Source organism: Nocardia sp. NPDC127526, assembly GCF_042672265.1.
GTDB lineage: Bacteria > Actinomycetota > Actinomycetes > Mycobacteriales > Mycobacteriaceae > Nocardia.
On sequence record NZ_JBHXVO010000004.1, the window covers coordinates 370,635 to 397,180 of the forward strand.

General features: G+C 68.6%; 21 protein-coding genes and 1 pseudogene. 13 read left to right on the forward strand and 9 right to left on the reverse strand.

The features are described 5' to 3' along the window. Window position 1: 1 nt before the first annotated feature. From ACFVIV_RS10585 to ACFVIV_RS10600, 4 genes are read left to right on the forward strand one after another with little or no spacing between them, the layout of a single operon-like run. Window positions 2-1,096, forward strand: coding sequence for an MlaD family protein (locus ACFVIV_RS10585; RefSeq protein WP_379194729.1), 1,095 nt, complete (start codon window positions 2-4; stop codon window positions 1,094-1,096). Then, a complete protein-coding gene (locus ACFVIV_RS10590; RefSeq protein ID WP_379194731.1) occupies window positions 1,093-2,166 on the forward strand; it encodes an MlaD family protein in 1,074 nt (357 codons plus the stop codon). The genes ACFVIV_RS10585 and ACFVIV_RS10590 overlap by 4 nt, the downstream gene beginning before the upstream one ends. Further along, on the forward strand, window positions 2,163-3,134 hold the full coding sequence (locus tag ACFVIV_RS10595; protein WP_379194733.1) for an MlaD family protein: 972 nt from the start codon (window positions 2,163-2,165) through the stop codon (window positions 3,132-3,134). Before ACFVIV_RS10590 ends, ACFVIV_RS10595 begins: the two co-directional genes overlap by 4 nt. Window positions 3,135-3,161: 27 nt before the next feature. After that, complete coding sequence (locus tag ACFVIV_RS10600; RefSeq protein WP_379194735.1) at window positions 3,162-3,758, forward strand: hypothetical protein; 597 nt, start codon at window positions 3,162-3,164, stop codon at window positions 3,756-3,758. Between the two features lie 118 nt (window positions 3,759-3,876). Here ACFVIV_RS10600 and ACFVIV_RS10605 read toward each other — a convergent pair whose 3' ends face one another. From ACFVIV_RS10605 to ACFVIV_RS10615, 3 genes are all read right to left on the reverse strand, one after another. After that, complete coding sequence (locus tag ACFVIV_RS10605; RefSeq protein ID WP_379194737.1) at window positions 3,877-4,833, reverse strand: purine-nucleoside phosphorylase; 957 nt, start codon at window positions 4,831-4,833, stop codon at window positions 3,877-3,879. 108 nt (window positions 4,834-4,941) lie between these two features. Next, window positions 4,942-6,117: an elongation factor Tu gene (gene tuf, locus ACFVIV_RS10610; protein ID WP_379194739.1), complete on the reverse strand. Its 1,176-nt coding sequence runs from the start codon at window positions 6,115-6,117 to the stop codon at window positions 4,942-4,944. A 241-nt stretch (window positions 6,118-6,358) separates the two neighbouring features. Then, on the reverse strand, window positions 6,359-7,744 hold the full coding sequence (locus ACFVIV_RS10615; protein ID WP_379194741.1) for a serine hydrolase domain-containing protein: 1,386 nt from the start codon (window positions 7,742-7,744) through the stop codon (window positions 6,359-6,361). A gap of 157 nt (window positions 7,745-7,901) precedes the next feature. Here ACFVIV_RS10615 and ACFVIV_RS10620 point away from each other — a divergent pair, with 157 nt between their 5' ends. Further along, entirely contained in the window at window positions 7,902-8,810 is a 909-nt protein-coding gene (locus tag ACFVIV_RS10620; RefSeq protein ID WP_379194743.1) for a LysR family transcriptional regulator, read from the forward strand. Here the strand turns inward: ACFVIV_RS10620 and ACFVIV_RS10625 are convergent. Next, window positions 8,798-10,192, reverse strand: coding sequence for an MFS transporter (locus ACFVIV_RS10625; RefSeq protein ID WP_379194745.1), 1,395 nt, complete (start codon window positions 10,190-10,192; stop codon window positions 8,798-8,800). The genes ACFVIV_RS10620 and ACFVIV_RS10625 overlap by 13 nt on opposite strands. 224 nt (window positions 10,193-10,416) lie before the next feature. Here ACFVIV_RS10625 and ACFVIV_RS10630 point away from each other — a divergent pair, with 224 nt between their 5' ends. The 5 genes from ACFVIV_RS10630 (at window position 10,417) to ACFVIV_RS10650 (ending at window position 16,432) form a co-directional block, all read left to right on the forward strand. Continuing rightward, complete coding sequence (locus ACFVIV_RS10630; protein ID WP_379194747.1) at window positions 10,417-13,302, forward strand: BTAD domain-containing putative transcriptional regulator; 2,886 nt, start codon at window positions 10,417-10,419, stop codon at window positions 13,300-13,302. Between the two features lie 120 nt (window positions 13,303-13,422). Then, window positions 13,423-13,659, forward strand: coding sequence for a hypothetical protein (locus ACFVIV_RS10635; RefSeq protein WP_379194749.1), 237 nt, complete (start codon window positions 13,423-13,425; stop codon window positions 13,657-13,659). A gap of 45 nt (window positions 13,660-13,704) precedes the next feature. Beyond that, window positions 13,705-14,454: an RsiV family protein gene (locus ACFVIV_RS10640; protein ID WP_379194751.1), complete on the forward strand. Its 750-nt coding sequence runs from the start codon at window positions 13,705-13,707 to the stop codon at window positions 14,452-14,454. Between the two features lie 105 nt (window positions 14,455-14,559). Next, entirely contained in the window at window positions 14,560-15,729 is a 1,170-nt protein-coding gene (locus tag ACFVIV_RS10645; RefSeq protein ID WP_379194753.1) for an MlaD family protein, read from the forward strand. Window positions 15,730-15,919: 190 nt separating this feature from the next. Then, window positions 15,920-16,432, forward strand: a complete 513-nt coding sequence (locus ACFVIV_RS10650; RefSeq protein ID WP_379194754.1) for a L,D-transpeptidase — start codon at window positions 15,920-15,922, stop codon at window positions 16,430-16,432. Window positions 16,433-16,505: 73 nt separating this feature from the next. On the opposite strand, the gene ACFVIV_RS10655 is transcribed toward ACFVIV_RS10650, so the two are convergent. Continuing rightward, window positions 16,506-17,225, reverse strand: a complete 720-nt coding sequence (locus tag ACFVIV_RS10655) for an SDR family NAD(P)-dependent oxidoreductase (RefSeq protein WP_379194756.1) — start codon at window positions 17,223-17,225, stop codon at window positions 16,506-16,508. 68 nt (window positions 17,226-17,293) lie between these two features. Between ACFVIV_RS10655 and ACFVIV_RS10660 the strand changes: the two genes are divergently transcribed. Continuing rightward, entirely contained in the window at window positions 17,294-17,473 is a 180-nt protein-coding gene (locus ACFVIV_RS10660) for a hypothetical protein (protein WP_379194758.1), read from the forward strand. 125 nt (window positions 17,474-17,598) lie between these two features. On the opposite strand, the gene ACFVIV_RS10665 is transcribed toward ACFVIV_RS10660, so the two are convergent. Then, window positions 17,599-20,709 (reverse strand): helix-turn-helix transcriptional regulator, encoded by a 3,111-nt coding sequence (locus ACFVIV_RS10665; protein WP_379194760.1) that lies wholly within the window; start codon window positions 20,707-20,709, stop codon window positions 17,599-17,601. A gap of 101 nt (window positions 20,710-20,810) precedes the next feature. Here ACFVIV_RS10665 and ACFVIV_RS10670 point away from each other — a divergent pair, with 101 nt between their 5' ends. After that, entirely contained in the window at window positions 20,811-21,968 is a 1,158-nt protein-coding gene (locus tag ACFVIV_RS10670) for an epoxide hydrolase family protein (protein WP_379194762.1), read from the forward strand. A 134-nt stretch (window positions 21,969-22,102) separates the two neighbouring features. Next, entirely contained in the window at window positions 22,103-23,395 is a 1,293-nt protein-coding gene (locus ACFVIV_RS10675) for a PucR family transcriptional regulator (RefSeq protein WP_379194764.1), read from the forward strand. Between the two features lie 85 nt (window positions 23,396-23,480). Here ACFVIV_RS10675 and ACFVIV_RS10680 read toward each other — a convergent pair. From ACFVIV_RS10680 to ACFVIV_RS10690, 3 genes and pseudogenes are all read right to left on the reverse strand, one after another. After that, window positions 23,481-24,728: pseudogene (locus ACFVIV_RS10680) on the reverse strand (lipase family protein); the annotation flags it as partial. Continuing rightward, entirely contained in the window at window positions 24,683-25,720 is a 1,038-nt protein-coding gene (locus ACFVIV_RS10685) for an alpha/beta fold hydrolase (RefSeq protein ID WP_379194766.1), read from the reverse strand. The gene ACFVIV_RS10685 and the pseudogene ACFVIV_RS10680, both read right to left, overlap by 46 nt. A gap of 155 nt (window positions 25,721-25,875) precedes the next feature. After that, window positions 25,876-26,532 carry a TetR/AcrR family transcriptional regulator gene (locus tag ACFVIV_RS10690; RefSeq protein WP_379194768.1) on the reverse strand — a complete coding sequence of 219 codons (657 nt, stop codon included), beginning with the start codon at window positions 26,530-26,532 and terminating at the stop codon, window positions 25,876-25,878. Window positions 26,533-26,546: the final 14 nt, after the last annotated feature.

Consider the following 26,546-nt stretch of genomic DNA (forward strand, 5'->3'; position numbering starts at 1 on the left):
GATGAAACGCGTACTCGGCTCACAGGGTTTCGTCACCTCGATCGGGGTGACGCTGGTCGCGCTGGTGGCGGTCGTGGGATATCTGCTCGCCTTCGATCCGCTGAAGAAGACCAGCGCCTACTGCGCGATCATGCCCGACGCCATCGGCCTGTATCCGGGCAACCAGGTCACCATGCTGGGCATCCCGGTCGGAACGGTGCGCTCGATCACGCCCGAGAACGGCAGTGTGCGTGTCGATTTCGATATCGAGGCCGGGCGGCCGCTGCGCGGCGAGGTCGTCGCCACCACCGTCAACGACACCCTCGTCGCCGATCGCGAACTCGAGGTGCTCGGTGAGGTCGAGGCGCCGACCGACTGGGATCGCGACCGGTGCATCACCAAAACCTTTACGCCCAAGAGCATTTCGCAGACCTTGCAGGCGTTCACCGGGCTCGCGAACGAGCTCACCGCCGATGGGACCGAACAGACCGGAATCCGCGACAGCGTGACCGCCTTCGAGGCCGCCACCAGCGGCACCGGCCCCAAGCTCAATCAGCTCATCAAGGATCTGGGCGACGCGTTGCGACAGCCGGATGCCGCGATCGGGCATATCGGCGCGCTGCTCGACTCGTTCGCGGCCTTGAGTTCCAGCGTGGCGCTCAACTGGGGCGACATCAAATCCATGCTGCTCCAGGTGGGTCCGGGCATCGCCTTCATCAACGAGGTCTGGGTCGACACCGTCAAGCTCATCGACTCGCTACTGGTGGTTCTGCCGTGGTTGAACACCATTGCCCACAAGTACGGCCACGACATCCTCAATGGGATCGACGAGACGCTGCCCTACCTGAAACTGCTGTCGGCCAGCATCGGCTCGTTGCAGAAGATCATCGACATGATTCCGCCCCTGGCGGAGCTGTTCCGCCAATCGGCCGATCCGGAGACCGGCCAGGTGCGAGTGACCTATGCGTCACCGAAAGTAGCTCTGCCGCAGGCGAATGCCGAGCAGTTGTGCGCCGCGGTGAATGCCGTCGCGCCGGGCCGGTGCAGGACGGCGGAGAACGGCTTGGCCACCGCTGATCTCGTTCCGCTGGTTCTCGGATTGGCGGGGGCGCAATGAGAAAACCGACCTCTCAGGGGCGGCGCGCCGCCGCCGGGCTGGCCATGATCATGGCCGCCGCCCTGCCGGTGAGCGCCTGCACCCTCGACCCGTCGAAGGTGCCCGTCCCGGGAGCCTCCGTCGCCGGTCCCACCTATCGGATCCACATCGAATTCGCCAATGCCCTCAATCTGCCCGCGCAGGCCAAGGTCGTCGCCAATGGCGCGAAGATAGGCAGCCTGCGCTCGGTCACCGTGGTCGACCCGTCGGCGGCGGGCCCGGGACGCATCGATGCCGTGGTGGAGATCTCCTCGGCGGTGAAACTGCCCGCCGCCACCACCGCGCAACTGCGCCAGGACACCATCCTGGGCGACATCTTCATCGGATTGACCACGCCGCCAAACGGATTCGACACCCTGATCGAACCGGGCGGATCCATTCCACTGGCTCAGACCAAACCGCCGCTCCAGGTGGAGGATCTGCTGGTGGGCCTGTCGACCTTCGTGGGCGGCGGGGCGATCCAGCAATTGCAGCAGATCATCGACCAGACCAATGCGGTGCTGCCCGCCGAACCGGCCGATACCGCCCGCATAGCCGAGACCCTCGGCCGTGATGTCGAGGATGTGAGCAGCAATCTCGATGTGGTGGACCGCTTCCTCGACGCCATCGAGAAGGACCTGAATTCGGTGCTGGACAATCCGGTCGAGCTCGCCGAACTGCTCAGCCCGCGGGGTTCGGTGGAGATTCCGGCCGACGCCAACTCCCTCATCCAGACCCTCGGCATCGTCGGCGGTCTCGGCATCATCGGCCAGGCCCTGCGCTGGCTGTCACCGTTGCTGTACGCCGGCGACGCGGCGGCGAAAGCGTTCGTGCCCTTGCTGTTCGGCGCCAATCCCCTGGATCTGAGCGCGCCGTCGAATGTGAACCGCCTGGTCGCCCTGGTGCGCGACAAGGTGGTGCCGTTCGTGCAGCAGGGGCCGAAGGTGAACATCACCGGCATTACCGTGACCGACGGCGCCGCACCCCTCGCGGGTGACGAGCAGGTCGACAGCGTCGCGCGGGCGCTGCGCATGATCGGAGTGGTGCGATGAAATCGAGTGCGATCGCCTCCCTGGCGAGCATCGCGGTGATCCTCGTGGTGGGTGTCGCCTACCTGACCTTCGGCGTGGCCCGGGTGAACCCGTTCCGCGAAACCCTCACCGTCACCATGGCGATCACCGAATCCGGGGGCCTGCTGCCGCGTTCGAAGGTGCTGCTGTCCGGCGTCGAGGTGGGCAGGGTGACCGAGGTCGAGCACGCCGGCCGCGGGGTGCGGGTGGTGTTCGAGGTGGATGCGAGCTATCCGATTCCGGTGGACAGCCCCGCGCGCATCGAGAGCCTGTCCGCGCTCGGCGAACCCTATCTGGAATTCCGGCCCACCGGCGGCTCCGGCCCGTATCTGCGGAACGGCCAGACCGTGCGGGCCGACAATGTCGCCCGGCCCATGTCCATTCCGGAGGTCGCCAAGATCGGCACCCAGTTGCTGCGGCAGCTCGATCCGGCCAAGCTCGCCGCCATCGTGGACACCTTCAGCGTGGCGATGGACGGCACCGAGACGGTGGTTCCACAGCTCTCGCGCGCCACCGATCTGCTGGCGGCCACCCTGCTCAGCCGCACCGATCTGATTCGCGGAATGCTGGTGTCGCTGCAGGCCAATGCCGGTGATATGGCGTGGTCGGGACCGGCGCTGCAAGCCGCCGCCGGACCGTGGGCCGACTTCGGACCGCGCGTGGCCGATGTGGCGGGGGCGCTCGGGCGGGTGATGCGGGCCAGCGATGCCCCCGATTCCTTCCTGGTCGACAACGAGAAAGCCATCGGCCTGGTGCCGTGGCTGCTGGAGCTGGCCGACCGGGTGGATCGGCTCGGGCCGGAACTCCAGCCGCTGGTGCCGCTGCTGAAACCCCTGACGCGCAGCGGTGTTTCCAGCCTCGCCCACCTCGATCTGGGCAGCCTCATTTCGCAGGCGCTGCACATGACCAGCGAGGACGGGACCTTGCAACTGCGGATCTCCGTCAAGTAGCTCGTATCCGAAACAGTGGGAGTAGCAATGACAGTCGAACTCGAGAAGTCTCCCGACACCGCCGCCCAGGAATCGAAACCGGCTACGGTGCAGCGCAACTCGCGCACCATCACGATTCCGGTGGTGTCGGTCGGCTGGTCGGCGGTGGTCGCGGCCTTGACCGTCGCCGCCCTCGTGCTGGGCGGATTCCTGATCGCCGCGCGAATGGACATCTCCGACCGCGCGACCGCGGCGAGCGAGGCCGCGCAGGCGGAGCAGGTAGCCACCACCTATGCGGTCGGGGCATCCACGGTGAACTACAACGACTTCAACTCCTGGGTGGCGCGGCTCAAGGAGAACACGGCTCCCGCCCTGGCAAGCAAGTTCGATACCAGCGCACCGAAGCTGCAGGAGATCCTCACACCGCTGCAGTGGACCTCCACCGCCAATCCCATTACCGCCAAGGTGATGTCGGAGGCGGGCGGGATCTACAAGGTGAACGTCTTCATCAATGTCAGCTCCGCCAATGCCCAGAATCCCGACGGAGCGCAGACCACCGTCACCTACAGCGTGACCGTGGACCGCAACTCCGACTGGACGATCACCGATGTGGGCGGCATGGACGGCGCCCTGCCCCTGAAGTGATCCTGCCCCTGAAGTGATCCGGCCCCTGCAGTGATCCGGCCCGTCACGTGAGTTTCAGGTGTCAAGCCTCCCGAGCGGCTGCACTACCTCTGAAACCGCTCGGGCCGGCCACCGTTCGCTAATTCGAGGGCGGGTTCTTCAGCAGATCGTCGGCCACGGCCTTGCCCACGCTGTAGGCATTGTCCAGGGCCAGTTTGAAACCGGCGGTCGAGGTGTCGAGATGCTGGACCACGGTCTGGCCCGGATGCGGCTGGTCGAAATTGCTGACCGTGCGCAGGCTCAGGTAGCGGTTGAGGTAGCCGTGGGCGTTGAGGGCGGTGGCGACGGCATTGTCCTCCATCTGGGTGGTGCAGTACACGCCCTTGCCCGCGGTGCGCACCTCCATGATGTAGCGGGCCTGATCGGAGGGCACCTTGCCGGAGTAGTAGTCGTCGCCGGTCATGGTGTCGCACTTCATGACCGACGGGACGCGGCCGGCCTGGCCGGGGAACAGCGCGCGTTCGGCGGCGGCCTCGGGGCTGTCGGCCAGCTTGGCCTCGCGGGTCAGCTGGAATGCCCTGTCCACCAAGGATTCATCGAGGTGGTAGGCGTCGGTGTTGTAGTCCTCGACGGGACGGTAGGCGAAGGGCACCTCCGGCGCCTCGGCGGGATCGAGGTGGTTGCCGAGGTCGAAGTCGACGACCCAATTGGCCCACACCGCCGAGCCGAGGGTGCCCTGATCCGGCGGCGAGCCGGCAATGCCCGCAGTGAGGAAGTAGGCCTTGGAGAAGTCGAACTTGTCGCTGTTGAGGATCGCCATCATGGTGGTGGCGGCATTGGACTTGCCCTGACCGGTTTCGGCCACGCACAGCCGGTCGGCATTGCAGCGCACCGGTTTGAAAGCGCCGGGGACCTCGACGGTGGTGGGCAGGTCCTCGCGCTGCAGCCACACCTCGTTCTCCGGGTCGAACATGGTGATGACCAGTACCCCGACATCGATCTTGTCGGAGTCGTTCTTCGATCCGCTCGAACATCCGGTGACCGCCAGAGCGGTCACCCCCAGTGCGGCAGCAAACTTCCAGAGACGGTTGGTCATTGCGACAGAATAGGGGACATATCACCTAATCACGGCACTGGCAGGCCGGTGTGCGGGCGGAGTCTCGGCCCCCAGCCCAAAAAGGACGGGGCCGAGCACCCCTCTCCGCTATTCGTTCACGGCGAGGACCGTACCGGCGGCAACCGTCCGGCCACCCTCACGCACGGCGAAGCCGAGACCGGCCTCCAGCGGGACGGGCCGCCCCAGGGTCACCGCCATCTCGACGGTGTCCCCAGGCTGCGCGCGCCCGTCCGGCAGCACCACATCGCCGACCACGTCGCCGGTGCGCACGTAGAACTGCGGCCGGTAGCCGGTGGCGATACCGGTGCGTCGCCCGCCCTGGGCCGGGGTGAGCAGATGCACCCGCGCGGTGAACCGGGTGTGCACCGCAATGCTGCCCACCGCCGCGACGACCTGCCCGCGGGTCACCTGCCCGCGCTGCACACCGCGCAGCAGCAACGCCACATTGTCCCCGGCCTCCGCCGATTCCATTGTTCGCCCGAAGGTTTCGACACTGGTCACGACGGACTCGAGGCTGTCGCCGTACCCGAGCACGGCGATCCGGTCGCCCACCCGGACCCGGCCGCGCTCCACCGCCCCGGTGACGACGGTCCCGCGCCCGGTAATGGTGAGCACGTTCTCCACCGGCATGAGGAACGGCGCGTCCGTGTAGCGCACCGGCATCGGGATGTACTCGTCGATGGCCTCGAGCAGCCGCAGCACGGCCTGCGACCACTGCTCGTCGCCGTCGAGCGCCCGCAGCCCCGACACCGGCACGACGGGCAGGTTCTCCCCGTCGTAACCCTGCGCGGACAACAGCTCCCGCACTTCCAGCTCGACCAGCTCCAGCAGCTCGCTGTCGGCGGCGTCGGCCTTGTTGAGCGCGACCACAATGTGCTCGACCCCGACCTGCCGGGCCAGCAGCACGTGCTCGGAGGTCTGCGGCATCACGCCATCCAACGCCGACACCACCAGGATCGCCCCGTCCAGCTGGGCGGCCCCCGTGATCATGTTCTTCACGAAGTCCGCATGCCCCGGCATGTCCACATGCGCGTAATGCCGTGTGGCGGTTTCGTATTCGACGTGCGAGATATTGATGGTGATCCCGCGCGCGATCTCCTCCGGCGCCCGGTCGATCCGATCGAAGGGCACATACGTCCCGCCGCCCTGCTCCGCGAGCACCTTGGTGATGGCGGCGGTCAGCGTCGTCTTCCCGTGATCGACATGCCCCATGGTCCCGACGTTCAGATGCGGCTTGGTACGGACGAAGGCCTGCTTGGCCATGACGAATTCTCCATCTGGGAGTCGTGATTCGAGGGAACCTCAGCAACGAGCGACCTTCCCCGTCTGAGGTCCCGGGACGTCCCGGAGAAGGTCAGCGTCGTGCGCCGTCGAATGCGAGAACCAGGGCAGCGGCCATCGCACCCGCGACTGCGGGCGTTGCGGCGATGGCGTGCGAGAACATGCCGACCAGGTTCCCGCAGAAACCTGGTCGGCGCCACCGAATTTCCGTGGGTGGCGATCGTCAGGCGACCTTCGGAGCCGCGCGGACGCCGATGTAGCAGTAGACGCTGCCGTCCGGGAGCGTGGAGAAGACCACGGGCAGCCACGATTCGGCGGCATTGGCGCGACCGGCGAACACGGTGTCGGTGACCGGCACCAGTTCCATGTGCAGCGGCGGCGCCAATCCATCCATGCCGTCGACGAATTCGTAGGTCGCGGTGTGGCCCGCGGGGCCGTCCCCGATGGTGATCTTGATACCCGCGCGGCGGTAGATGCCCAGGTACGGCGCGATGTCGACCCGCGGCGGCTGGGCGGGCGGGGCGAAATCCTCCGGCATGTCGATGCCCGCGAGATCGCGCAGCAGTTCGCTGAACAGGCGATGATAGATGGGGTGGCCGTGCGTGAAGGGGGTGTCGCCGCCATTGTCGTGGAGCACGATGATCACCCCTGCTTCCGGAGCCACCCGCAGGTAGCTGTGCTGTCCGATGGCCGAGCCGTCGTGCCCGTAGCCGAAGGCGCCGTTCCAGTCGTAGAGCGTCCAGCCCAGACCCCAGGCATCGGAGCTGACCGTCCACTTGTCCGGCACCTCGATCTCGCGCTGCTGCATGGCTGCCACGATCGGCTCGCCGAGCAGCCGGGTGCCGTCGGGCGCGACGCCGCCGTCGAGATGCAGTTTCGCCAGCCGCACAATGTCGGCGGCCGTCGCGCACAATCCCCCGCCGCCGGGAACCTGGGCGCGGGTCAACGGATTCCACGCCGGTGCGACCTCCGGCAGCGCCCCGGCCTGACCCAGATGGCTCATGGCATTCGGGAAGCGCAGCACCTCCTCGGGCAGGGTCACGGTGTGGGTCAGGCCCAGCGGCTCGATCAGCATCTCCCGCAGCGCGGCATCGTAGGTCTGCCCCGTGACCACCTCGATGATGCGGCCCAGAATGATGTAGCCGGACTGGCAGTAGGACACCACGATTCCCGGCGGGCAGTCCTGCCGCAGGTCGGCGCAGGACCGCACGTACTCGGCCACGGCGTCGTCCCCGCGGCCGGTGTCGATGTGATGGTCGCCGGACAGGCCGCTGGTGTGGTTGAGCAGCATGCGGACGGTGATGGTCTTGGTGGCCTCCGGATCGGCCACCCGGAAGTCCGGCAGCACCTCGGCGACCGGCGCGTCCAGGTCGAGCCTGCCCTGATCGACCAGCATCATGATGAGCGTCGCGGTATGGATCTTGGTCACCGAGCCGACCTGGAACACCGCATCGGTGGTGACGGGATTCCCGATGCCGCGGTGCAGCACGCCGCTGGCCAACTCGTGAATCTCACCGTCGGCGAGCACGGCCAGCGACAGCCCCGGCATGTGGTTCTCCTCGCGCAGCGCGTCCAGCCGCGCCTGCCAGTGAGCGGTATCGAATGTCATTGCGTCATCTCCTTTTTCGATCGGGCTGCGTACAGCTTGCTGGGCCCTACCAGCGGGAACAACGGCGAAATCCGATACGGTTCGTCAAGCCACAGGTTCACGATTCGAACGCGAGTTCGGTAGCATGCCCCGGCGAGAACAAGGCGGGAGGGCCGGGGTGGAACTGCGTGATATCGAAATCTTCCTGACGCTGGCCGAGGAACTGCACTTCGGCAGAACCGCGGCGCGGCTGTATGTTTCGGTCACGCGGGTGAGCCAGGCGATCAAGAAGCAGGAACGCGAAGTCGGCGCGAGGCTGTTCGACCGCGACAGCCGCAATGTCACCCTCACCCCGATCGGGGAGCAGTTGCGCGACGACCTGCAACCGGTCTATCTCGGCTTGCGCAATGGCATGGAGCGGGCGCGACAGGCGGCGCGCGGCGTCACGGGCCGGTTGCGCGTCGGAATGATCCCGCACAATGCCCACGATCTGAAACCGATCTGGGATGCCTTCCGCACCGCACACCCGCAGTGGGAGTTACGGATTCAGCACAATCCCTATATCGACGCCTTCGAACCGCTGCGCAATGGCGAGATCGACGCGCTCATCTCCTGGCTTCCGATCGAGGAACCCGACCTCACCGTCGGGCCCGTGGTCTTCACCGAACCCAAGATGCTGATCGTGCCCGTCGATCATCCCCTGGCCGGCCAGGGCCCGGTGTCCATCGAGGTCATCGGCGAGCGGGGTGTTGTCGCGGGCGGCCTGCCGGTCCCCCTGCTCGACTACTGGGTGGATGCCTACACCCCCTTCTACACTCCCAAAGGCCGTGCGGTCGAACGTCATCCGACGCCCAACCGGTCGGTCGACGATATCTTCACCGCCGTCGGCACGGGCGAGGGAATCCACCTCATGAACGCGCACATGCATCGCTATCACCCGCGCCCGGATGTCGTGTTCACACCGCTGAAGGAACGATCGCAGCTGCGCTTCGGCCTGGTCTGGCGTACGAACGCGGAGACCGAACCGGTGCGGGCACTGGCTCGTATCGTCCGCGAGCTCGGCCCGGCCGCACTCTACGAGCCCTGAGCCGGGCCCCTGATCCAGGCCACGGCAACGGGTTTGGTGAGCCGCGCCGGCTTCAAGGTCAGGCATAGCGGTGCGGCGAGGAGCAGGACCACCGCTTCGAATCGGTACAGCTCGTGTACTGCTTCCAGCAGATTGGCGCCATTGGCCGAGATGATGGCGGCCAGCACCGCGATGCCCAGCGCGCCGCCGACCTGGCGCACGGTGAAGGTCATGCCGAGCCCGGCGGCGAACTTCTCCTCGGGAATGGCTGCGGCGGAGGCGATTCCGAGAGCGGCGAAGGCCAGGCCGATGCCGAGGCCGGAAATCGCGGCGGCGGGGGCCCAGACCGACCAGAGGCGATCGGTGGCATCGAGCAGGTGGGTGCCCAGGAGTGCGGCGCCGGCGGAGAAGATCAGAGCGCCGAGGGCGGAGAGCCGACCGGCATTGTGCGGCGTGCCGATTCGGCCCACCAGGATCGAGGAGATCATGGCGGTGACGGCGGCGATGGTGAGGACGAACGAGGCCTTCAAGACCGAGTAGTGCCAGATGGCGGCCAGGAAGATCGGGCCCATGAGCATGTGGGCGAACAGGGCCAGGCCGATCAGGGCCGAGGCGATGCTGGTGCGGGCGAACAGGCCGATGCGCCAGAGGTCCAGATTGACGGCGGGGCTGGGGTGGTACGCGGCGCGCAGCAGGGACACGGCGGCCAGGGCGAGACCGCCGAGGAGCAGCGAGATCGTGAGCGGTGAGGTCCAGGACCAGTCCTGGCCGCGGGTGATGGCGGCCACAAGCGCGCCGATACCGGTGGCGAAGAGGATGGCGCCCAACGCATCCGGCAGCGGGCCGCGCAAGGCCGGGCGGTCCAGGGGCACCAGGCCCAGGCCGATGGCCACCAGCAGCAGGCCGATGGGGATATTGATGATGAAGATGCTGGGCCAGCCGAGCTGATCCACCAGCAGGCCGCCGAAGACCGGGCCGAGAACCGCGCCGAGTCCGTTGGTGGCGGTCCAGGCGCCGATGGCCCCGGCGCGCTTGGCCGGTTCCACCACGCCGAGCAGCAATCCCACCGAGGCGGGCACGACCACGGCCGCCGCCGCGCCCTGCAGCAGTCGCGCGCCGATGAGCAGTTCCGCGGTGGGCGCGAAGGCGCACGCCGCCGAGGTCAGCACGAAGGCGCCCAGGCCGATGAGGAACAGCCGGCCGCGGCCGATCACGTCGGCCAGCCGGCCGGCGGGCGCGAGTCCGGCCGCGAAGGTGACGCTGTAGCCGCTGACGACCCAGGTCAGGGTGGATTCCGGGGTGCCGGCGAACGAGCTCGAGATGCTCGGGAAGGCGATGTTCACCACCGACACGTCGAGGAAGGTGAGGAACGAGGCGGCGCAGACGATCAGCAATACCGGCACTGCTCCTATACCAGTGGACGAGTTCGTGGCGCGATGTGTCATGGTCCCTCCCCGAAAATGCTTGACAGGGCCTGCGGCCGAGCCGATATTCCACCTTGGGGGACGCGGATCGGTGTGGAATAGTCGGCGAATCAAAACACCGCCTGCTACGCAAAAGCGCTGGTCCGCCCGCTACACTGCCGAACGGGGAGGTCGGTTTGTTTAAGTTCTCGATATTGGGCGAGGTGCGTGCCTGGCGTGCGGGCGCACCGCTCGACCTGGGCCCGCCACAGCGGCGCGCCGTACTGGCGGCGCTACTGCTGCGTGAGGGCAAGGCGGTCACGGCCGCCGAACTCGTCGAGGGCATCTGGGGTGAGGATCCGGTGCTGCGGGCGGTGCCCGCCCTGCGCACCCATGTGGCCAAGCTGCGCCGCGAACTGGAACCGGAGCGGGTCATGCGGGGGCCGTCCACGCTGCTGGTGTCCATCGGCGACGGGTACGCGCTGCGCATGCCGCCGGGCAGCACCGATATCGACGAGGTCGAGAGCCGGGTGGCGGCGGCCGCGCTGCTGCGCGACGACGATCCGGCCGCCGCCCGCGAGAACCTCATCGCGGCCCTGGCGTACTGGCAGGGCGCGGCGCTGGGCGGACTGCCGGGCCCCTTCGCCGAACGCCAGCGCGCCCGCCTGGAACAGTGGCGGCTGGCGATTCTCGAGGATCGGCTCGCGCTCGATATCGAGACCGGGCGCAGCGCCGAGGCCGTCACCGAGCTGGGCCCGCTGATCGTGGAGCATCCGCTGCGGGAACGCTTCCGCGCGCTGCTCATGACGGCGCTGTATCACTGCGGGCGGCAGGCCGAGGCGCTGGAGGAATACGCCCGCGCCCGGCGCGCCCTGGTGGACGGGATCGGCGTGGAGCCCGGCCCCGAACTCGCCGCCGTGCACACCCGCATCCTGCGCGCCGATCTGCCGCCGGTGCAGCGCCCGGCCCGCGCGACGCCCACCCCGGCCCAATTGCCGCCCGACATCGCCGATTTCACCGGCCGCTCGCGACTGGCCGAGGAGCTCGCCGCCCAGGTCAGCGGTGACGGCAGCGCGGTGGCCATCTCCGCGGTCGGCGGCATGGGCGGGGTCGGCAAGACCACCCTCGCGCTGCACGTGGCGCATCGGGTGCGCGATCGATTCCCGGACGGGCAGCTGTATGTGAACCTGCGCGGCGTGGACGCCGAACCGGTCGCGCCCGGCGACGCGCTCAGCGGTTTCCTGCGCTCGCTGGGCGTCGCGGAGGGCGATATTCCCACCACCGTCGACGATCGGGCCGCGCAGGTGCGAACCCTGGTGAGCGACAAGCGGATTCTCATGGTCCTCGACAATGCCCGCGACAGCGCCCAAGTGCGGGAGCTGCTGCCGGGCACCCCCGGAACCGCCGTCCTGATCACCAGCCGCTCGGCCCTGACCGAACTGCCCGCCGTCCGCCGCACCCGCCTCGACGTTCTGGAGACCGAGGAGGCGATGACGCTGCTCACCCACATCCTCGGCCCGGAACGCGTTGCCGCCGAACGGGATGCGGCCTATGCGGTGATCGCGCAGTGCGCGTGCCTGCCGCTCGCGGTGCGCATTGTCGGTGCGCGACTGGCGGTCCGCCCGCAATGGACCATTGCCGCCCTGGCCGACCGGCTCGCCGACGAGAGCCAGCGCCTGGATGTGCTGCAGACCGGCGAGCTCACCGTCGAGGCGGCCTTCCACCTCGGCTACGGACAGCTGAATGCCGAGCAGGCCAGGGCTTTTCGCGCACTGGCGCGCGCGGAGGCGCCGGATCTGCCGGTCGATGCCGTGGCCGCGGTGCTCGGCGTTTCGGTGGGCCGCGCCGAGTACCTGTGCGAATCCCTGGTGGATCTGAGCCTGCTGGAGACCACCGCGCCGGGCCGGTATCGCTTCCACGATCTGCTGCGCCTGTTCGCCCGCCGGCTGCCCGGCGAGGACGAGACCTTCGTGCTGTCCCGGCTGCTCGACTATTACCTGGCCAGCACCAAGAACCTGCTCTGCGCAATCGATTACAGCAATACCACCAGCCTGCTGGTCCCGACCACCGTGCCCGGCCACCTGTTCACCGGCGGACCGGATGGCCAGCGCTGGAACGATATCGAGCGCCCGGTGGTCATCGCCCTGCACCGGCAGGCCGCGCGCTTGGGCGGGCAGGTGGTCGCCATGGCCGCCGATCTCGCCTGGGTGATGGCCGAGTTCATCGATGCCGGCATCAATGCCCGCGAGCTCGCCGATGCCCTGAAGGCCCTGCTGCACACCGCGATCCGCGAGGACGACTGCGGCAGCATCCGGCGGCTGCGGGTCGCGGTGGGCGCGCTGCTGCAGGTCGGGCTCGGTGAGGTGGAGGCGAGCATGGAGTATCTGCAAGCCGTCCCGCCGCCCACCGACGACGCCGGCCGCCGCCTGCAGGTGCTCTCGGAGATCCTGCTCGGCATCGCCGATCGCCGGCTGGGCAGCACCAAGGATTCGCACCGCCACTACGTCAATGCCATGACGCTCACCCGCGCCCTCGGCGATCTGTCCATGGAGGCCTGGATTCTCGCGCTCGCCACCCGCACCCTGTGCGAATCCGGGCAGTACGACGAAGCCGTCGCGGTGGCCGATCGCGCCATCGGCCTGGCCCGCGAATCCTCCAACCCGGTCGCCCTCGGCTGGGCCACCCACGAATTGGCCGCCACCCGGTCCCTGCTCGGCGAGCACGGCCGCGCCCTGGAGCTCGGCGTGCAGGCCGTGCGCATGGCGCAGCGCAATGGCGTCCGGCTGTGGGAGGGCTGGGCCCGCACCCGCCTGGCGCAGATCCATCTGCGCGCCGGGCACGCCGAGGCCGCCGAAGCCGAGGCCACCCACGCGCTGGACCTGTTCACCAAGGCCGCCGATCCCATCGACCGCGCCCGCGCCATGGCCCTGCGCGCCTCCGCCATGACCCTGCGTGCGCAGGCGCTGGCCACCTCCAGCGCGCCCGACGCCGTCGCGACCGCCGCTGCCGCCGATCGCGAATTCGCCGACGCCGCCGAGATCTTCCGGCGCGCCGGCCTGCCCGCGCCCACCCTGGACAGCCTGTTCGGGCCCGCGCCCACCCGTCAATAGAGAACGTTTATTCGCTTTTTATTCGCGCCTGGCAAGGTGCTTGCCGTCATCGCCGATGCAGGGAGGTCAGCGGTGCCGACACACAACAGGGGCGGGTCCGCATGTGTGCGCGGGGTCCACATGCGTATCCAGCACGCCCGCACAACCGCCGCCCGCTTCGCGGCCACCACCGCCGAAGCCTGGACCGACGTCACCGACCGCCTCACCCTGGCGCGCGCCCGGACCGTCTGGTGGGCCGGCCGATTCGCCGAGCGCCATCGCGCGGGCGATCGAGCCGCCCCGGGAGTCCCGCTCGCCGCGCCGCCTTTTCGGGCCGGCGGACTCCGGGAGCCGGTCGGCGCCGGGCACTTCCATTAGCGATTCGTTGGCGTCTACCAAGCGGCCGCCCCGACCCTGGGGACCATGCGGATCACATCGGCCACGGTGGTGGCCATCGCGGCGCTGGCCGTGACCCTGACGGCCTGCGGCGACGCGACGACGCCCGGCGCGCCGGGCGGGCCGAGCGCCACGACCTCGGTCGCGGGCATACCGCCGCGCAATACGCCCCTCTCCGCCTCCGGGCTGCGGATCGACGGCGCCCAGGGCACGCTCGCCTACGACGTGCTGGTGCCCCAGGTGCAGGGCGGAACCGGCACCGGGCCAAAGGCATTCAACCAGGGCATGCGCGCGCTGCTGCAGTCGCTGATCGACGAGTACGACGACGGGGGCGTCTCGCTCACCGATCCGACCGAGCTCAGCGCCGTCGAGCACATCGGCGGCAAGGTGATCAGCGGTGTGCTGTGGACGAGCCTCGACGGCGGCGGCGTGCGGCCCATCACGATCATGGGCACCCATGTCACCAATCTGGAGACCGGCCTGGAAATCGAACTGCCCGAACTGTTCACCGACCAGCAGGCCGGACTGGACGCCCTGTCCGCTCAGGCCGCGCTGCTGCTTCCGCAGTCCCGCACCGGGGCGGACTTCGACGCCGACGGCATCACGCCAACGCTGGAGAACTTCCGGTGCTGGACCGCCACGCCCGAGGGCATGCACGTCCATTTCGTCCCCGGCCAGGTGGGACCGAATGCCATGGGCGTCGTCGACCTCACCATCCCGTGGACGGCGCTGAGCACCGTCCTGGATCCCGCCTGGTCCGGCGTTATCGACAGCTGACGCCGCACCCGCCGGGGCGCATGGTTAGATAGCCCGCAGTTTCGCCAAGTGTTTGCTGTGCTCCGAACCTGTTGTCCGTGATCGGCAGTGGTGAAGGCGGGCCTGTTGAACGTTCTGCGAGAACACAAGACATTGGTGTCGAATCTCGCTCTGGTGGGTGTGATGCTGGTGGGGGTGACCTACCTGCTGGTGAGCGTGGCGCGGGTGAAGCCGCCCGAGTCGACCTATGCGGTGACCGTGCACCTGGCGCAGTCCGGCGGATTGCAGCCGGGCGGCGATGTCACCTGGCGGGGGTATCGCGTGGGGAAGGTGAAGTCGGTCGACCTCATCGACGGTGGAGCCGCCATCGCCGCGGTGGCCGAGATCGACGACAAATACCGGATTCCGGCCGATGCCACCATCGCCGTGGGGGCCTTGTCGGGCGCCGGGGAGCAGTACCTGGACTTCCGGCCCAATACCGATAGCGCGCCGTATCTCGCGGACGGGCAGGTCATCCGGTTCGATCCGGAGCGGATCAGCACGCCCACGCCGATCTGGAATGCCCTAGAGAATTCCGATGCGCTGTTCGCGCAGATAGATCCGGACAAGCTGGGGGTGATCCTGAATCAGCTCGATATCGCCTTCAGCGGCGGGCCGGACCAGATGCGGGCCCTGGTCGACGGGGTGAGCCTGGCGACGGCCGGGCTGGACAATCTGCTGCCGCAGACCACCAATCTCATCGAGAACCTGCGGCTCATCGCGGATACCACCTCGCATGCGCAACCGGATCTGGGGACGCTGACCGCGAATTCGAGCCTGCTGGCCGGGCAGCTCGACGACGCCAATGCCGAGCTGCGGGAACTGCTCGACTCCGCGCCCGCTCATCTGCGGGTGGCCGACGAGGTCCTGGACCGCAACCAGGACCCCATTCAGTCGCTGGTGACCAATATGGCCGCGATCGTGAAAGCCGCGCTGCTGCGGACCCCGGCCCTGCGCGCGCTGTTCCCGTCGCTGCTGGTCGGCACCGCGGCCATGGGGGCTCCGGCCCACCACAACGAGTTCCACACCGTGGTGGACGCGTGGCTGCGGCCGTGGTGCGAGTATCCGGTCAAGCCGTCGGCGCACTATGTCGTGCAGGACGGCACTTTGGCGCGCTGGAGTTACTGCGATGATCCGCCGCCGGGCCAGCAGATTCGCGGATCCTCGAACGCACCGCGACCGGATGTTCCCGACAATGGCGCGAACGCACCCAGCTGGGCCGATCCCCGGGACCGCACCCTGCCGCCCATCCGCTGACCGCGCACCGGCCCGCGGCGCGCCGGTGTACCGCGTTCGCGTGTCGTCGTCGAATGGCGCGAATCTTCGGACGCACAGGCCAGAATGATGCCCGGTACCTCCCAACGGTCCAAAGCTCTCCCAACGTGATGTCCCTTCGCCCTGGCGGGTTGACAGGGTGGCGGGCAAGGCTAGAGAGGTCAGAACCGCGATGAGAACACAGCGTTACCTCGGCTCGGCGGCGCGATCGGTGATCTTTATCGGTATCGCAACCGCCGGATTCGCGGCCGTGCCCGCGCAAGCCGAGCCGTTATGGCCGGGCGGTCCCGATATTCCGGGTCTTCCCGCCATCATTCCGAGCGAGCCGGCTCCGATCACCGCGCCCTGCGGTGAGAAGACCGCCCGGGCCTGCCTGAACCTGGAGACCAATGAGGCGTGGCTGCTGGACAACGGCAAGGTCGTCTACGGCCCCACCCCCATCTCGCACGGCATGCCCGGCTTCGAAACCCGCCGCGGCCTGTTCGACGTGGACTCCAAGAAGCCGTTCCACTGGAGCACCATGCACCACGCTCCCATGGAGTACGCGATCTTCTTCGACGGGGACATCGCCTTCCACATCGGGCCGATCGACCGCCAGTCGCACGGCTGTATCCGCATGGTGCCCGACGGCGCCCGCGAGTTCTTCAACTACCTGAACCCCGGCGACATGGTCCAGGTGGTCTAGTAGCCCGGCTCGACCCGAACCCCCTCCCGGCCCCGGCCCGGAGGGGGTTCTCCCTGTCAATGCAGGTGCGACTTCAATGCAGGTACGACGCGCCGTTCACATCCAGCACCGCCCCCGAACTCCACTGCGCCTCCGCCGACGCAAGATACCGCACCGCCGCCGCGATCTCGGCCGGTTCGGCCACCCGCCCGAACGGACTCTGCGCCCGCACCGCATCGTCGACCCGCTCCGCCACCCGCTCGGTGGCCACGAATCCCGGTGCGACAGAGGCCACCCCGATCCCGTGCGGCGCCAGCCCCGCCGCCAGCGACTGCCCCAGCGCGTGCACCGCCGCCTTGGTGGCCCCGTAGGCCGGATGATCCGGCTCCCCCCGAAACGCCCCCCGCGACCCCACATTCACAATCCGCCCCGCAACCCCCCGCTCGATCATGTGCCGCGCCACCAGATACGACACATTGGCCGTCCCCACCAGATTCACATCCACCGTCTCCCGCCAAACCCGCTGCCACTCTTCATAATCCGTGGATGCCACCGGGCTCGGCAGATTCACCGCCGCATTGTTCACGAGCACATGCACCGTCCCCAACCCCTCGACAGCCGCCCCCACAATGGCTTCCGCCTCCCGCGCCACATCCCCGCCAACCAGCACATGCCCCTCCCCCGGCAGCCCGGCCAGCGTCTTCTCCGCCTCCTCCCGCCGCGACGAATAATGCACCGCGACCCGATCCCCCATCTCCGCGAACATCAGCGCGATCGCCCGCCCGATCCCCCGCGAAGCCCCCGTAACCAACACGCCCCGACCATCTTCCCGTTCACCCATACCCCCACCCTGCCATGCCCCCTCGCGAACCAGCACCTGCCTTGGCGTCGAAGATCCTGATCGACTCCGGCCGCCCCGGCTTCACCGCCACCGACCTCAACGGTTTCCGCGGCGTCCGCACACCACAACAGGGCGCGGCCATCGCGGTTCACCTCGCGACCCTGCCCGACGACGGACCGACCGGCGGATTCTTCGACGACGCCGGACCAGTGCCCTGGTGATGACAAAGGCAGACCCTGGACATGTGATCACCGGGAAACTGTGGCGGCGTTCGCCGAGTGGCTCCCGCCACCAGTTCCCGGTCGGCGCATTTTCAGATCCTGATCGGAGGGGAGGTCGTGGGTCGCTATCCGAGTAGGTTGTGCGCGTGGGCGAATGCCGCGGCTTCGGTGCGGCTGGCGACGCCCAGTTTCGTGAGAATCCGCGAGACATGCACCCCGGCGGTATTCGCGCTGATGAACAACTCGGCCGCCAGTGCGCGATTGCTCATGCCCTTGGCGACCAAGCGGAGCACATCGAGCTCACGCGGAGTGAGACCGTAGTGCCCTGCACCCGAGGGCCGTGCGTTCGAGGACGCATCGCCTGCCGGCGTCCCGGCCGCCGCGCCGATCGGAAGGCGCGCCCGCTTCGCCACCTGTTCGGCCGCCGCCGTGAGCGGTTCCGCGCCCAATTCGGCGGCGGACTCGACGACCGTTCTCAGCGCGGCCACCGCCGCGTCCCGAGTCCCCTCGGACACATGGGCTTCGGCAGCCGCGAACAGGCTCTCGGCCTCCTCGTAGGGCTGTTCCAGTGCCCGCCACGCCAGCGCGGCGCGTTCCCACAGCGCCGCCGTTCCAGCGGCGCGGGCGGCGCACACCGCATGATGCGCGGCGTCCACCGCGGTTGTCGCGGGCAGTGAGTCGGCCAATCCGCGCAGCTCGGCGGGCGCCCCGGGCACGCGCAGCGCCAGGTCCACCACCGGCCACGTCTCGCTGGGGTACGCGGAAAACAGTGCGGTAGTGGAATTCTCGGCACAGAGGTCGGCCAGCAGTGCCGCGGCCTCGTCCGCATTCCCGTGTTCGAGCGCCAACAGTCCGCGCAAGCTGTGCAGTTGCAGCCGATACGCACCGGCCCAGCTCGACGGTCCCAGCAGTTGTTCCGCCGTGCCCAGATCGGCCCGCGCGGCGCTCGCGTCGCCTTGGGCAAGTGCGATTCTCGCGTAGCTCAACAGCAAGGCCGCCCGGCTCAAGGACGGCATCTGCTCGAACTCGGCCTCGTCCACCAACGCCCGCACCTCACCCCAGCGCCCCAGCGCCGTCAGTGCCTGCGCCCATTTCACCAGCAGAATCGGAGCGGATTCGGCGAACCGGAAACCCGTGTGCGCCGCCCGCAATCCGCTCTGGATCACGGCAATGGCCTCCCGGTACCGCCCCGCCGCCACCAGCACCGCCGACTCCCACGTCGCCACCTCGACCAGCACCTGCGGATCGCCGAGCGACTCGGCGACCTCCCGCGCCGCCGCGAAATGCCCTGCCGCGACCTCGTTCTGCGCGGCGGATGCCAACCCCAGGAAGGCATGACACCGCGCCACCAGCCGCGCCGCGCCGAACTCCCGTGCGATCTCCAGCGCACCCCCGGCAGCCGCGCCACCGCCCGCGTCATCCCCGCTGAAGATCCGGCTGATCGCCACCTGGGTCAGCACTTCGGCCCGTTCGATGCTCGCCGGCTCCCCCGCCAACAGCTCCAGCGCCCGATCCAGATCATCGCCGGGCCCAGCACCGGCCAAACCGCGCAATCCAGCCCGCCACCGATACAGCCGTGCCACCCGCGCAGGATCAATGCCACTGGCGTCCGCACTCGAAACTTCCTCGGCAGCAGTACTTCCCGCCCGAGCCGAAACACCGAGCGAGAAATCCTTCGCGCCGTCGCTCGCCGGGTTCTGCACGCCCTGCGCCGCAACGCTGTCCGCCCCAGCGGGCGACTCGCCACCGCCAACACCGGCAACCGCGCCGGGCAGCTCGCCACCGCCAACGCCAGCGGAAGTTACAAGTGCCCGTGTGGAATTCCCGATTCGGGCGGGCGCGCTGAAGCCAGCGTCGTTCATGCGGGCGAGGGCGGCATCGGCCGCGGAGGTCCCGCGCTCGGTCGCGCCGCTGTTCAGGGCTGCCTCGACAATCCCTTCCAGGACATCCAATTTCGTGGCGCTCAGCAGTTCGGATGCATGCGGGACCCGGTCCCAGTAGTCGTGAACTCGTTCGAGCTGGCGCAGCCGTTCCGCGTCTGTCGCGGTTGCCGCTGCGGCTTGCCAGGAGGAGGTGAGAGCCTGCTCGAAATCGCCTGCTGCGGCGGCATGATGAGCCAGCTCCGAAGCGTGGTGTTCCGCGGTGTCTCGCGGCAGGGTCTGGTCGCTCGCGCGCAGCGCGCGCACCACCCGGGCGTGCAAGCCTGTTCGCTCTGCGGGGAGCAGGTCGTCATAGCCTGCTTGGCGGATCAGTGCGTGGCGGAACTCGTATCCGGTGTCGGCGGGCAGGATCAGGTGGCGCTCGACCAGTTCGCGCAGGGCCGCGTGCAGCTGATCGGCGGACAGTTCGACTGTCGCGGCCAGCAGTTCGTGCCGCACGGTCGAGCCGATAACCGTCGCCGCGCGCAGGACCGTCCGGGCATCGACCGACAGACCGGAGTGGAAACTCAGCAGCAGGTCGGTCAGCCCGGCCGGGATCTCCTCCGGGGACAGGCCGAGCGCCTCGACGAACAGCGGGTTGCCGCCGCTGCGTTCGAAAATCCTTGTGATCAGCGTTGATTCGGGTTCGCGGCCGAGCAGTGCCGCGAGTTGGCGGCCGACCTCGTGGCGGGTCAGGGGCCGCAGGTCCAGGGTGCGCACGCCCGGGTTGCGGCGGAGTTCGGCGAGCAGGCCGCGCAGCGGGCCCGCGTCGCCGGGACGGTAGGTGCCGACCAGCAGGGCGTCGCCGTCGACGAGGTTGGTGACGAGGAAGGCGAGCAGGTCGCGGCTGGCGCCGTCGGCCCAGTGCAGGTCTTCGAGGACCAGCACGAGCGGGCGGGTCATGGCCAATTGCTCCAGTACGGTGAGGAATTCGCCGAACAGCCGGATCCGATCCGCGCCGGGGGCGGCCGCGCCGGTGTGGACCGCCAGCGCGGGCAGCCAATTCGCGAGTGCGGGGCGGGGTGGCAGCAGCTCGGCCAGCGCCTCGACTCCGAGCTGCCGCGCAATGCCGCGCAGGACCGTGGTGAACGGCGCGAATGCCATACCGTCCGTTCCCAATTCCGGGCACCGGCCGACCAGGACCAGGGTGTTCCGGTCGAGCCGCCGGGTGAACTCGTCGACCAGGCGTGATTTGCCGAGACCGGCTTCCCCGGAGATCAGCACGGTGTGTGTGCCGGCGTCACCGAGGGCGTCCAGGAGCGCGGACACGTCACCGGCCCGGCCGACCAGGGTGCTGCTGACAGGAGAACTCGTCACTCGGCGATCATGCCGCGCGCCGGATAAAGACGATAGTCGCGGCGGGAAATAACGAATTCTCGTGATGTGGTGACCCCCTCTTTATCGGAACCATAAATGTCATGAGCAACAAGGAAATCCGCCCCTTCCGCATCGACATCCCGCAGGCCGACCTGGACGATCTCCGGCAGCGCCTGACCCGCACCCGTTGGATCGACGAGATCCCGGGCACCGGCTGGGAGCGCGGCGTTCCCACCTCCTACCTGCGCGATCTGACCGCCTACTGGGCCGAGAAGTTCGATTGGCGCGCCATCGAGGCCCGCCTCAACGCGCACCCGCAGTTCACCACCGCCATCGACGGGCAGAACCTGCACTTCCTGCACATCCGCTCCGAGCGCACCGACGCCACCCCGCTGCTGCTCCTGCACGGCTGGCCCGGCACCCCGGCCGATTTCCTGGACATGATCGGCCCGCTGACCGATCCGGCCGCCCACGGCGCGCCCGAGGCCCCGGCCTTCCACCTGGTCATCCCGACCCTGCCCGGCCACGGCTTCTCCGGCCCGCTCACCGAAACCGGCTGGAACGACGGCAGGATCGCCGCCGCGCTGGCCGAGCTCATGGCTCGCCTCGGCTACGACCGCTACGGCGTGCAGGGCGGCGACCACGGCGCGTTCATCGCCCCGAAACTGGGCCGGGTGGATACCGAGCACGTGCTCGGGGTGCACGCCAATGCGCTGGTCACCTTCCCGACCGGTGATCCGGCCGATATGGCCGCGCTCACCGACGCCGACAAGCAGCGCCTCGGGGCCATGAAGCAGTTCCAGGACGACGGTGCGGCCTATATGAACCTCGCGGGGTCCCGGCCGAACACCCTGGCGCAGTTGCTCGCCGATTCCCCGGTGGGACAGCTGGGCTGGATCATCGAGAAGTACAAGGAGTGGACCGACGCCGCCCACGAGCTGCCCGAGCAGGCCATCGATCGGGACAAGATGCTGACCACGGTCACGATCTACTGGCTCACCGATACCGCGCGCAGCGTGGCCAACTACTACTACGAGCGATTCCACGACGGGGCCATGTTCGTCCCGGCGCAGCGGGGCACGGTGCCCACCGGTGTCGCGGTGTTCACCACCGGCGACTACGCCGTCCGGGTGTTCGCGGAGAAGGCGCACAATATCGTGCACTGGTCGGAGTTCTACTCCGGCGGCCACTTTCCGGCGCTGGAGGTCCCCGACCTGCTGGTCGGCGATATCCGCGAGTTCTTCGCCACGCTGCGCTGAATCCGGCGCGAATCGAGAGCCCGGTGCCCGTGAGGGGCGCCGGGCTCTCGGCATGATTGCCGCCCGGAGCGCCGCCGATTACAGTTACGCTCCAGTAGGAACTTCAGCGTTCCCTGAAACTCGTAGGGGTCGACATGATGAGAAGTACCGAGGCCGCACTGGCCACCGCGCATCCGGTGGCGCCGATTTCGACTCCACTGCACGATGTTCGGGCGCTGTCCGGCCGTCTGGTCACCCACTTCGCCGAACACGTCGCCACCTGCGGCACGCTGCCCGGTGATGCGCTGCGCGGTGATGTCACGGCGGTCACCAGGACCTGTCTGGAACTCGCGGCCGGGGTGCTGGAGGGCCGGGATGTGACGGCGAAGATCGAACGGCTGCAACGCGCTGGCGCGGACTGGGCGCGCGAGGGCATCCCGATCGGGACGATTCACCGCGCCATTCACGACGGCTTCACCATGGGCTTCGATCTGATCGTGGAGGAGTCCACCCCGGCGGACTATCACCGCCTCGCCGTCACCGCGCGGCGCTTGCTGGAGGTCCTGGCCGTGGTCGATTCGGCCTTCGCGGTCGCCTATGTCCGCGAACACCGCGCGGTGGTGGCCGAGCATCACACGGCGGTGCACACCGTCACCTCGGCACTGCTGGCCGGACATCCGACCTCGACCATGGCGCGGGCCGGCGGCGTCACCATCGACGAGTCGTATTATGTGCTGGCGGTGAGCATTCCGCCGCATCCCGGGGAATCCGATACCGCCATCGACGGCGAGGTGGTGGCGCGGCGCAAACTGCGGCGCATTCAGTCCGAGCTCGCGACGCGCTGTGCGGGGCAGGCGCTGTCGCTGCTCGGCACCGATGGCGGCACCATTCTGCTGCCCGCCACCTGGGCCACGGCCACGCTGCCGGAACCACGCACCCGGGCCGAGGCCGCCGATCGGCTGGTCGACCGATTGTCCACGGCCGCACAGGTTTCCATTACCGCGACGGTCATGCAGGCCGAGACCGACCGCATCCCCGAGGCGGCCGACCGGGCGCACGAACTGCTGGATATGGTGCAGCGCCTGCAGTGCGGCCCGGGGCTGTACCGGTTCGACGATCTGGCCATGGAGTATCAGCTCACCCGGCCCGGGCCGGGGCGGGAATACCTGCGCGCCCTGCTGGATCCGCTCGACGAGTACCCGGAGCTGCTGGAAACGCTGCGCCGCCATATCGGCAACGACCTGAACCGGCGGCGGACGGCGCGGCTGCTGGGCGTGCACACCAATACCGTCGACTACCGGCTCAAGCGCATCGGTCAGCTCACGGGTTTCGATCCGGCACAACCGTCAGGCCTGTGGTACCTGCGCTCGGCCCTGGTTGCCCGGAGCTACGATCGCGCCGTTCCCGAATGGGACGTCCGGACAGCATCGACGCCAGCAGTGCGGTGAACCGCAGTAGTTCCAGCAGCATCCGGCCGGGCAGGGCGACCGACCACACGGTGTGCGTGCCGGCCGGTTCCAGCGGGCGGTCCTCGAACCGGCCCGCGAGCCAGTCGACCATGGCCGGGGTGCCGATGAACTGCAAGGGAAGATGCAGGCTGAGGCGATCGCGCAGGTAGCGGACGTGTGCGCCCCGGTCGAGGTAGCGGGTGACGTGCGCGTCGATATCGCCGACCGCGATCACCTCGTCGTGCACGCCCTGGATCACCAGCATGGGCATGGCGGGAGCGGCGGCGCCGGGGCGGATCTCGTCGAGAATGACGCGCATCTCCGGATGCCCGAGGAAAGCGTCGAGGCCCGCGGGCAGATGCCGGTCGGCATTGCGGCCCATGAACCGGGCCAGCAGCGGGAAGGTCGCCAGCGATTCGGCGCGCTCCAGCAAGGCCAGATAGTCGGCCGAGAGTTGCCCGCGCAGAATGTGATCCAGTCGCGGGTAGGCCCGGCGTAGGCCGGCGGTGAAGACCATGGCGAAACCGGCGAAGGGCGAGCCGTTCAAGCGCGCGAAGGCGGCGGCCGGATCACCGACGGGCGAGCCCGCCACTGCTCCGGCGATATCGAGTTCGGGGGCGTAGGCGCCCGCCAGCTCCGCCGCCCACGCCGTGGCCAGACCGCCGCCGGAGTACCCCCACAAACCGATTCGGGTGCGCGCGTGCAGGCCGAGCGGGCGGAACCGCAGGGCGGCCCGCACCGCGTCCAGGGCGCGGTAGCCGGGTTCGCGGGCCGCACCGAAATGCCCGCGCAGCCCGCCGTGATCGGGGACCGAGACCGCCCAGCCGCGTTCCAGCGCGCTGGCGATGAGCGGCAGTTCGATCTGCGGAATCGCGCCGATAGCGCGGGCACGGTGACGTAAAGCGTAGGAGGGCAGGCATTTCGGGGCGACGGCGTCGATGGCGCACTGGAACGACACCAGCGGCCGCGACACGGCCGGATCGGCATTCCAGGGCAGCAGCACGGTGGTCACCGCGGCTTCCGGATTCCCGTCCAGATCAATGGTGCGATACAGCAACTGCCACGCCGACACCCGTTGCGGCACCAGACCGAACAACCCCAGGCGGACTTGCCGGGAGCGCAGGATGGTCCCGGGCCGCACGCCGTCGAGAGCGATCGGGGAATGGTAGAACGGATCCTCGCTGGGCAGCAGGGGCCGAGCTCTGGTTGGCTCGTGACCACCGGCAGGCCCGAGGCTTTCGACCGATTCACCGATCGTCATGTGTGTTCCTTTCCTGTCCGGCCCGGTCAGATCTGACCGCCGCCGCCGATCATCCAGGGGTTGAAAGCGCATTCGAGCTCCGGATTCTGCTGGGAATCCAAGGCGCGCAAGGCAATCGAGGCCGCGCGCGGCGAGTACATGATCGTCAGGTGATCGGACATGTCCTGGTCGCAGCCCTGCTGCAGCGTGATGTTCTCCACGGTGGCGTCGGGCCCGGCCTGGAGGAAGGTCCACTCGTAGGGGTTGGAGATCTCGTCGTGCCGCGTGCCGACGACGGTGTATTCGACTCCGGGAACGGTGTCCCCGTCGGCGTTGAGCCGGGCGTAGAACGGCGATCCGACGACCTGCTGGATATTCGACTGCCCCAGAATGGGTTCGTAGAAGCCGAGGATATTCACGCCGAGGTTGGTGATCGCCCGCCCCAGCAAGGCCATGCCCATCAGCGTGGTGCCGTGATTGGTGGCCCCGAAGGAGATGACCTTCTGGATCTTTCCCTGGCCGCCCTCGAATTTCAGGTAGTGGCTCGTCACCGGCCCGCCCTGCGAATGAGCGATCACATCGACCGCTCCCGCACCCGTCGCCGCCAGCACCCGATCCACGAATTGCCCCAGCTGCTGCGCGGAATCCTCCATCCGGCCGACGCCGTAGCGGCCCGGCAGCACCGGCCCGATGCCGCCGCCGTCCAGAATTCCGCCGCGGCCGAAATTGAAGGCGAATACGCAGAATCCGGCCCGCGCGACCCGCGGCGACAAATAGGAGAAGCTGTCATAGGTGTTCAACCAGGTGCCGTGCACCAGCACCACCGGCCGCGGATGTTCGGCACTCGGCTTGCAATTCCAGTTATTGGCTCCGGGGGGCGCGACATCGGGATGTGCGAGGCCGTAACCGAAGGCGGCCAGATAGGACGTCATCTCCGGCCCCTCGCCCACGGTGTCGGATGCCGTGCTCCGCAGTGCCGATCCGGAGCTGCTGCCGGTATCGGCATTCGCCGCGCCGCCGGAGACGGTAATGGCCAATGCGGTCGCGAACACGGCGCTGCCGAGCGCTCGGATCTTCGGCCTCATGAAAAACTCTCCCTAATGCCTCACTCGAAACGACTGCGGTGTCGAATTCGAATGCGACGCTAGGGTCGGACTGTGGCCCGTGTCACCATCCCTGTGTCAGATGACAATCCGCCCCGTCATAGCCCGCGCACCGATTGTGGTGATCGACAGCACAGTCATTGCGCGGGCGTGCGGGCGATCGTAATGGCGGTCCGGGTGAACAGCGGCGCCAGCTCGAGCAGCTGCTCCGCGCCGCGCTCGTGCAGGCAGGCCCGCACCCGGTCGTCGATGCCGCCGAGCAGCATGTCGATCAGCTGCGGATCCGGTTCGGCCGCGAGATCTCCGTCCCGCACCCCGACCCGCGCCACCGCCATGATGTACTCCGCGAACCGATCGTGCACCCGCGCTCGGTGCGCGACCAATCCCGGTCCCGCCGCGAGGGTTTCGACATACAGCGCCCGCGCCGCCCGCGGTTGCGCGGCCAGTACGGCGAGATAGATCTCGAACGAAATGCGCACCCGCTCATCGAAATTCACACCGACCATCCCCGTGACGGTTTCCTGCAACTGGTCGAGCGCCGTCCCCACCGCGAGATCATAAGCGGCAGCGAAACATTCGTCCTTACTGCCGAAAACCGAATAGAACGTGCGGCGCGCCACCTGCGCGCGGGTCACGATATCCGCCACCGTGGTGGCCGCGTACCCCAATTCACCCACCGCCTCCAGCACCGCGGTGCACAACCGCCGATACTGGGACGTCACCACCTGTTCCCTGGTCAGCCCGTGCCGCCCCCGTGGCAGCGGGCCCGGCTCGCCGACAGCATCCACACTCACGCCCACAGAATATG

Bases quoted from the DNA above. Each gene is read 5' to 3' on its own strand.
- ACFVIV_RS10670 (WP_379194762.1), top strand. From the start codon at position 20,811: ATGAGCAACAAGGAAATCCGCCCCTTCCGCATCGACATCCCGCAGGCC.
- ACFVIV_RS10615 (WP_379194741.1), bottom strand. From the start codon at position 7,744: ATGACATTCGATACCGCTCACTGGCAGGCGCGGCTGGACGCGCTGCGC.
- ACFVIV_RS10685 (WP_379194766.1), bottom strand. From the start codon at position 25,720: ATGAGGCCGAAGATCCGAGCGCTCGGCAGCGCCGTGTTCGCGACCGCA.
- ACFVIV_RS10640 (WP_379194751.1), top strand. From the start codon at position 13,705: ATGCGGATCACATCGGCCACGGTGGTGGCCATCGCGGCGCTGGCCGTG.
- ACFVIV_RS10585 (WP_379194729.1), top strand. From the start codon at position 2: ATGAAACGCGTACTCGGCTCACAGGGTTTCGTCACCTCGATCGGGGTG.
- ACFVIV_RS10595 (WP_379194733.1), top strand. From the start codon at position 2,163: ATGAAATCGAGTGCGATCGCCTCCCTGGCGAGCATCGCGGTGATCCTC.
- ACFVIV_RS10650 (WP_379194754.1), top strand. From the start codon at position 15,920: ATGAGAACACAGCGTTACCTCGGCTCGGCGGCGCGATCGGTGATCTTT.
- ACFVIV_RS10600 (WP_379194735.1), top strand. From the start codon at position 3,162: ATGACAGTCGAACTCGAGAAGTCTCCCGACACCGCCGCCCAGGAATCG.
- tuf (WP_379194739.1), bottom strand. From the start codon at position 6,117: ATGGCCAAGCAGGCCTTCGTCCGTACCAAGCCGCATCTGAACGTCGGG.
- ACFVIV_RS10675 (WP_379194764.1), top strand. From the start codon at position 22,103: ATGATGAGAAGTACCGAGGCCGCACTGGCCACCGCGCATCCGGTGGCG.
- ACFVIV_RS10605 (WP_379194737.1), bottom strand. From the start codon at position 4,833: ATGACCAACCGTCTCTGGAAGTTTGCTGCCGCACTGGGGGTGACCGCT.
- ACFVIV_RS10635 (WP_379194749.1), top strand. From the start codon at position 13,423: ATGCGTATCCAGCACGCCCGCACAACCGCCGCCCGCTTCGCGGCCACC.
- ACFVIV_RS10590 (WP_379194731.1), top strand. From the start codon at position 1,093: ATGAGAAAACCGACCTCTCAGGGGCGGCGCGCCGCCGCCGGGCTGGCC.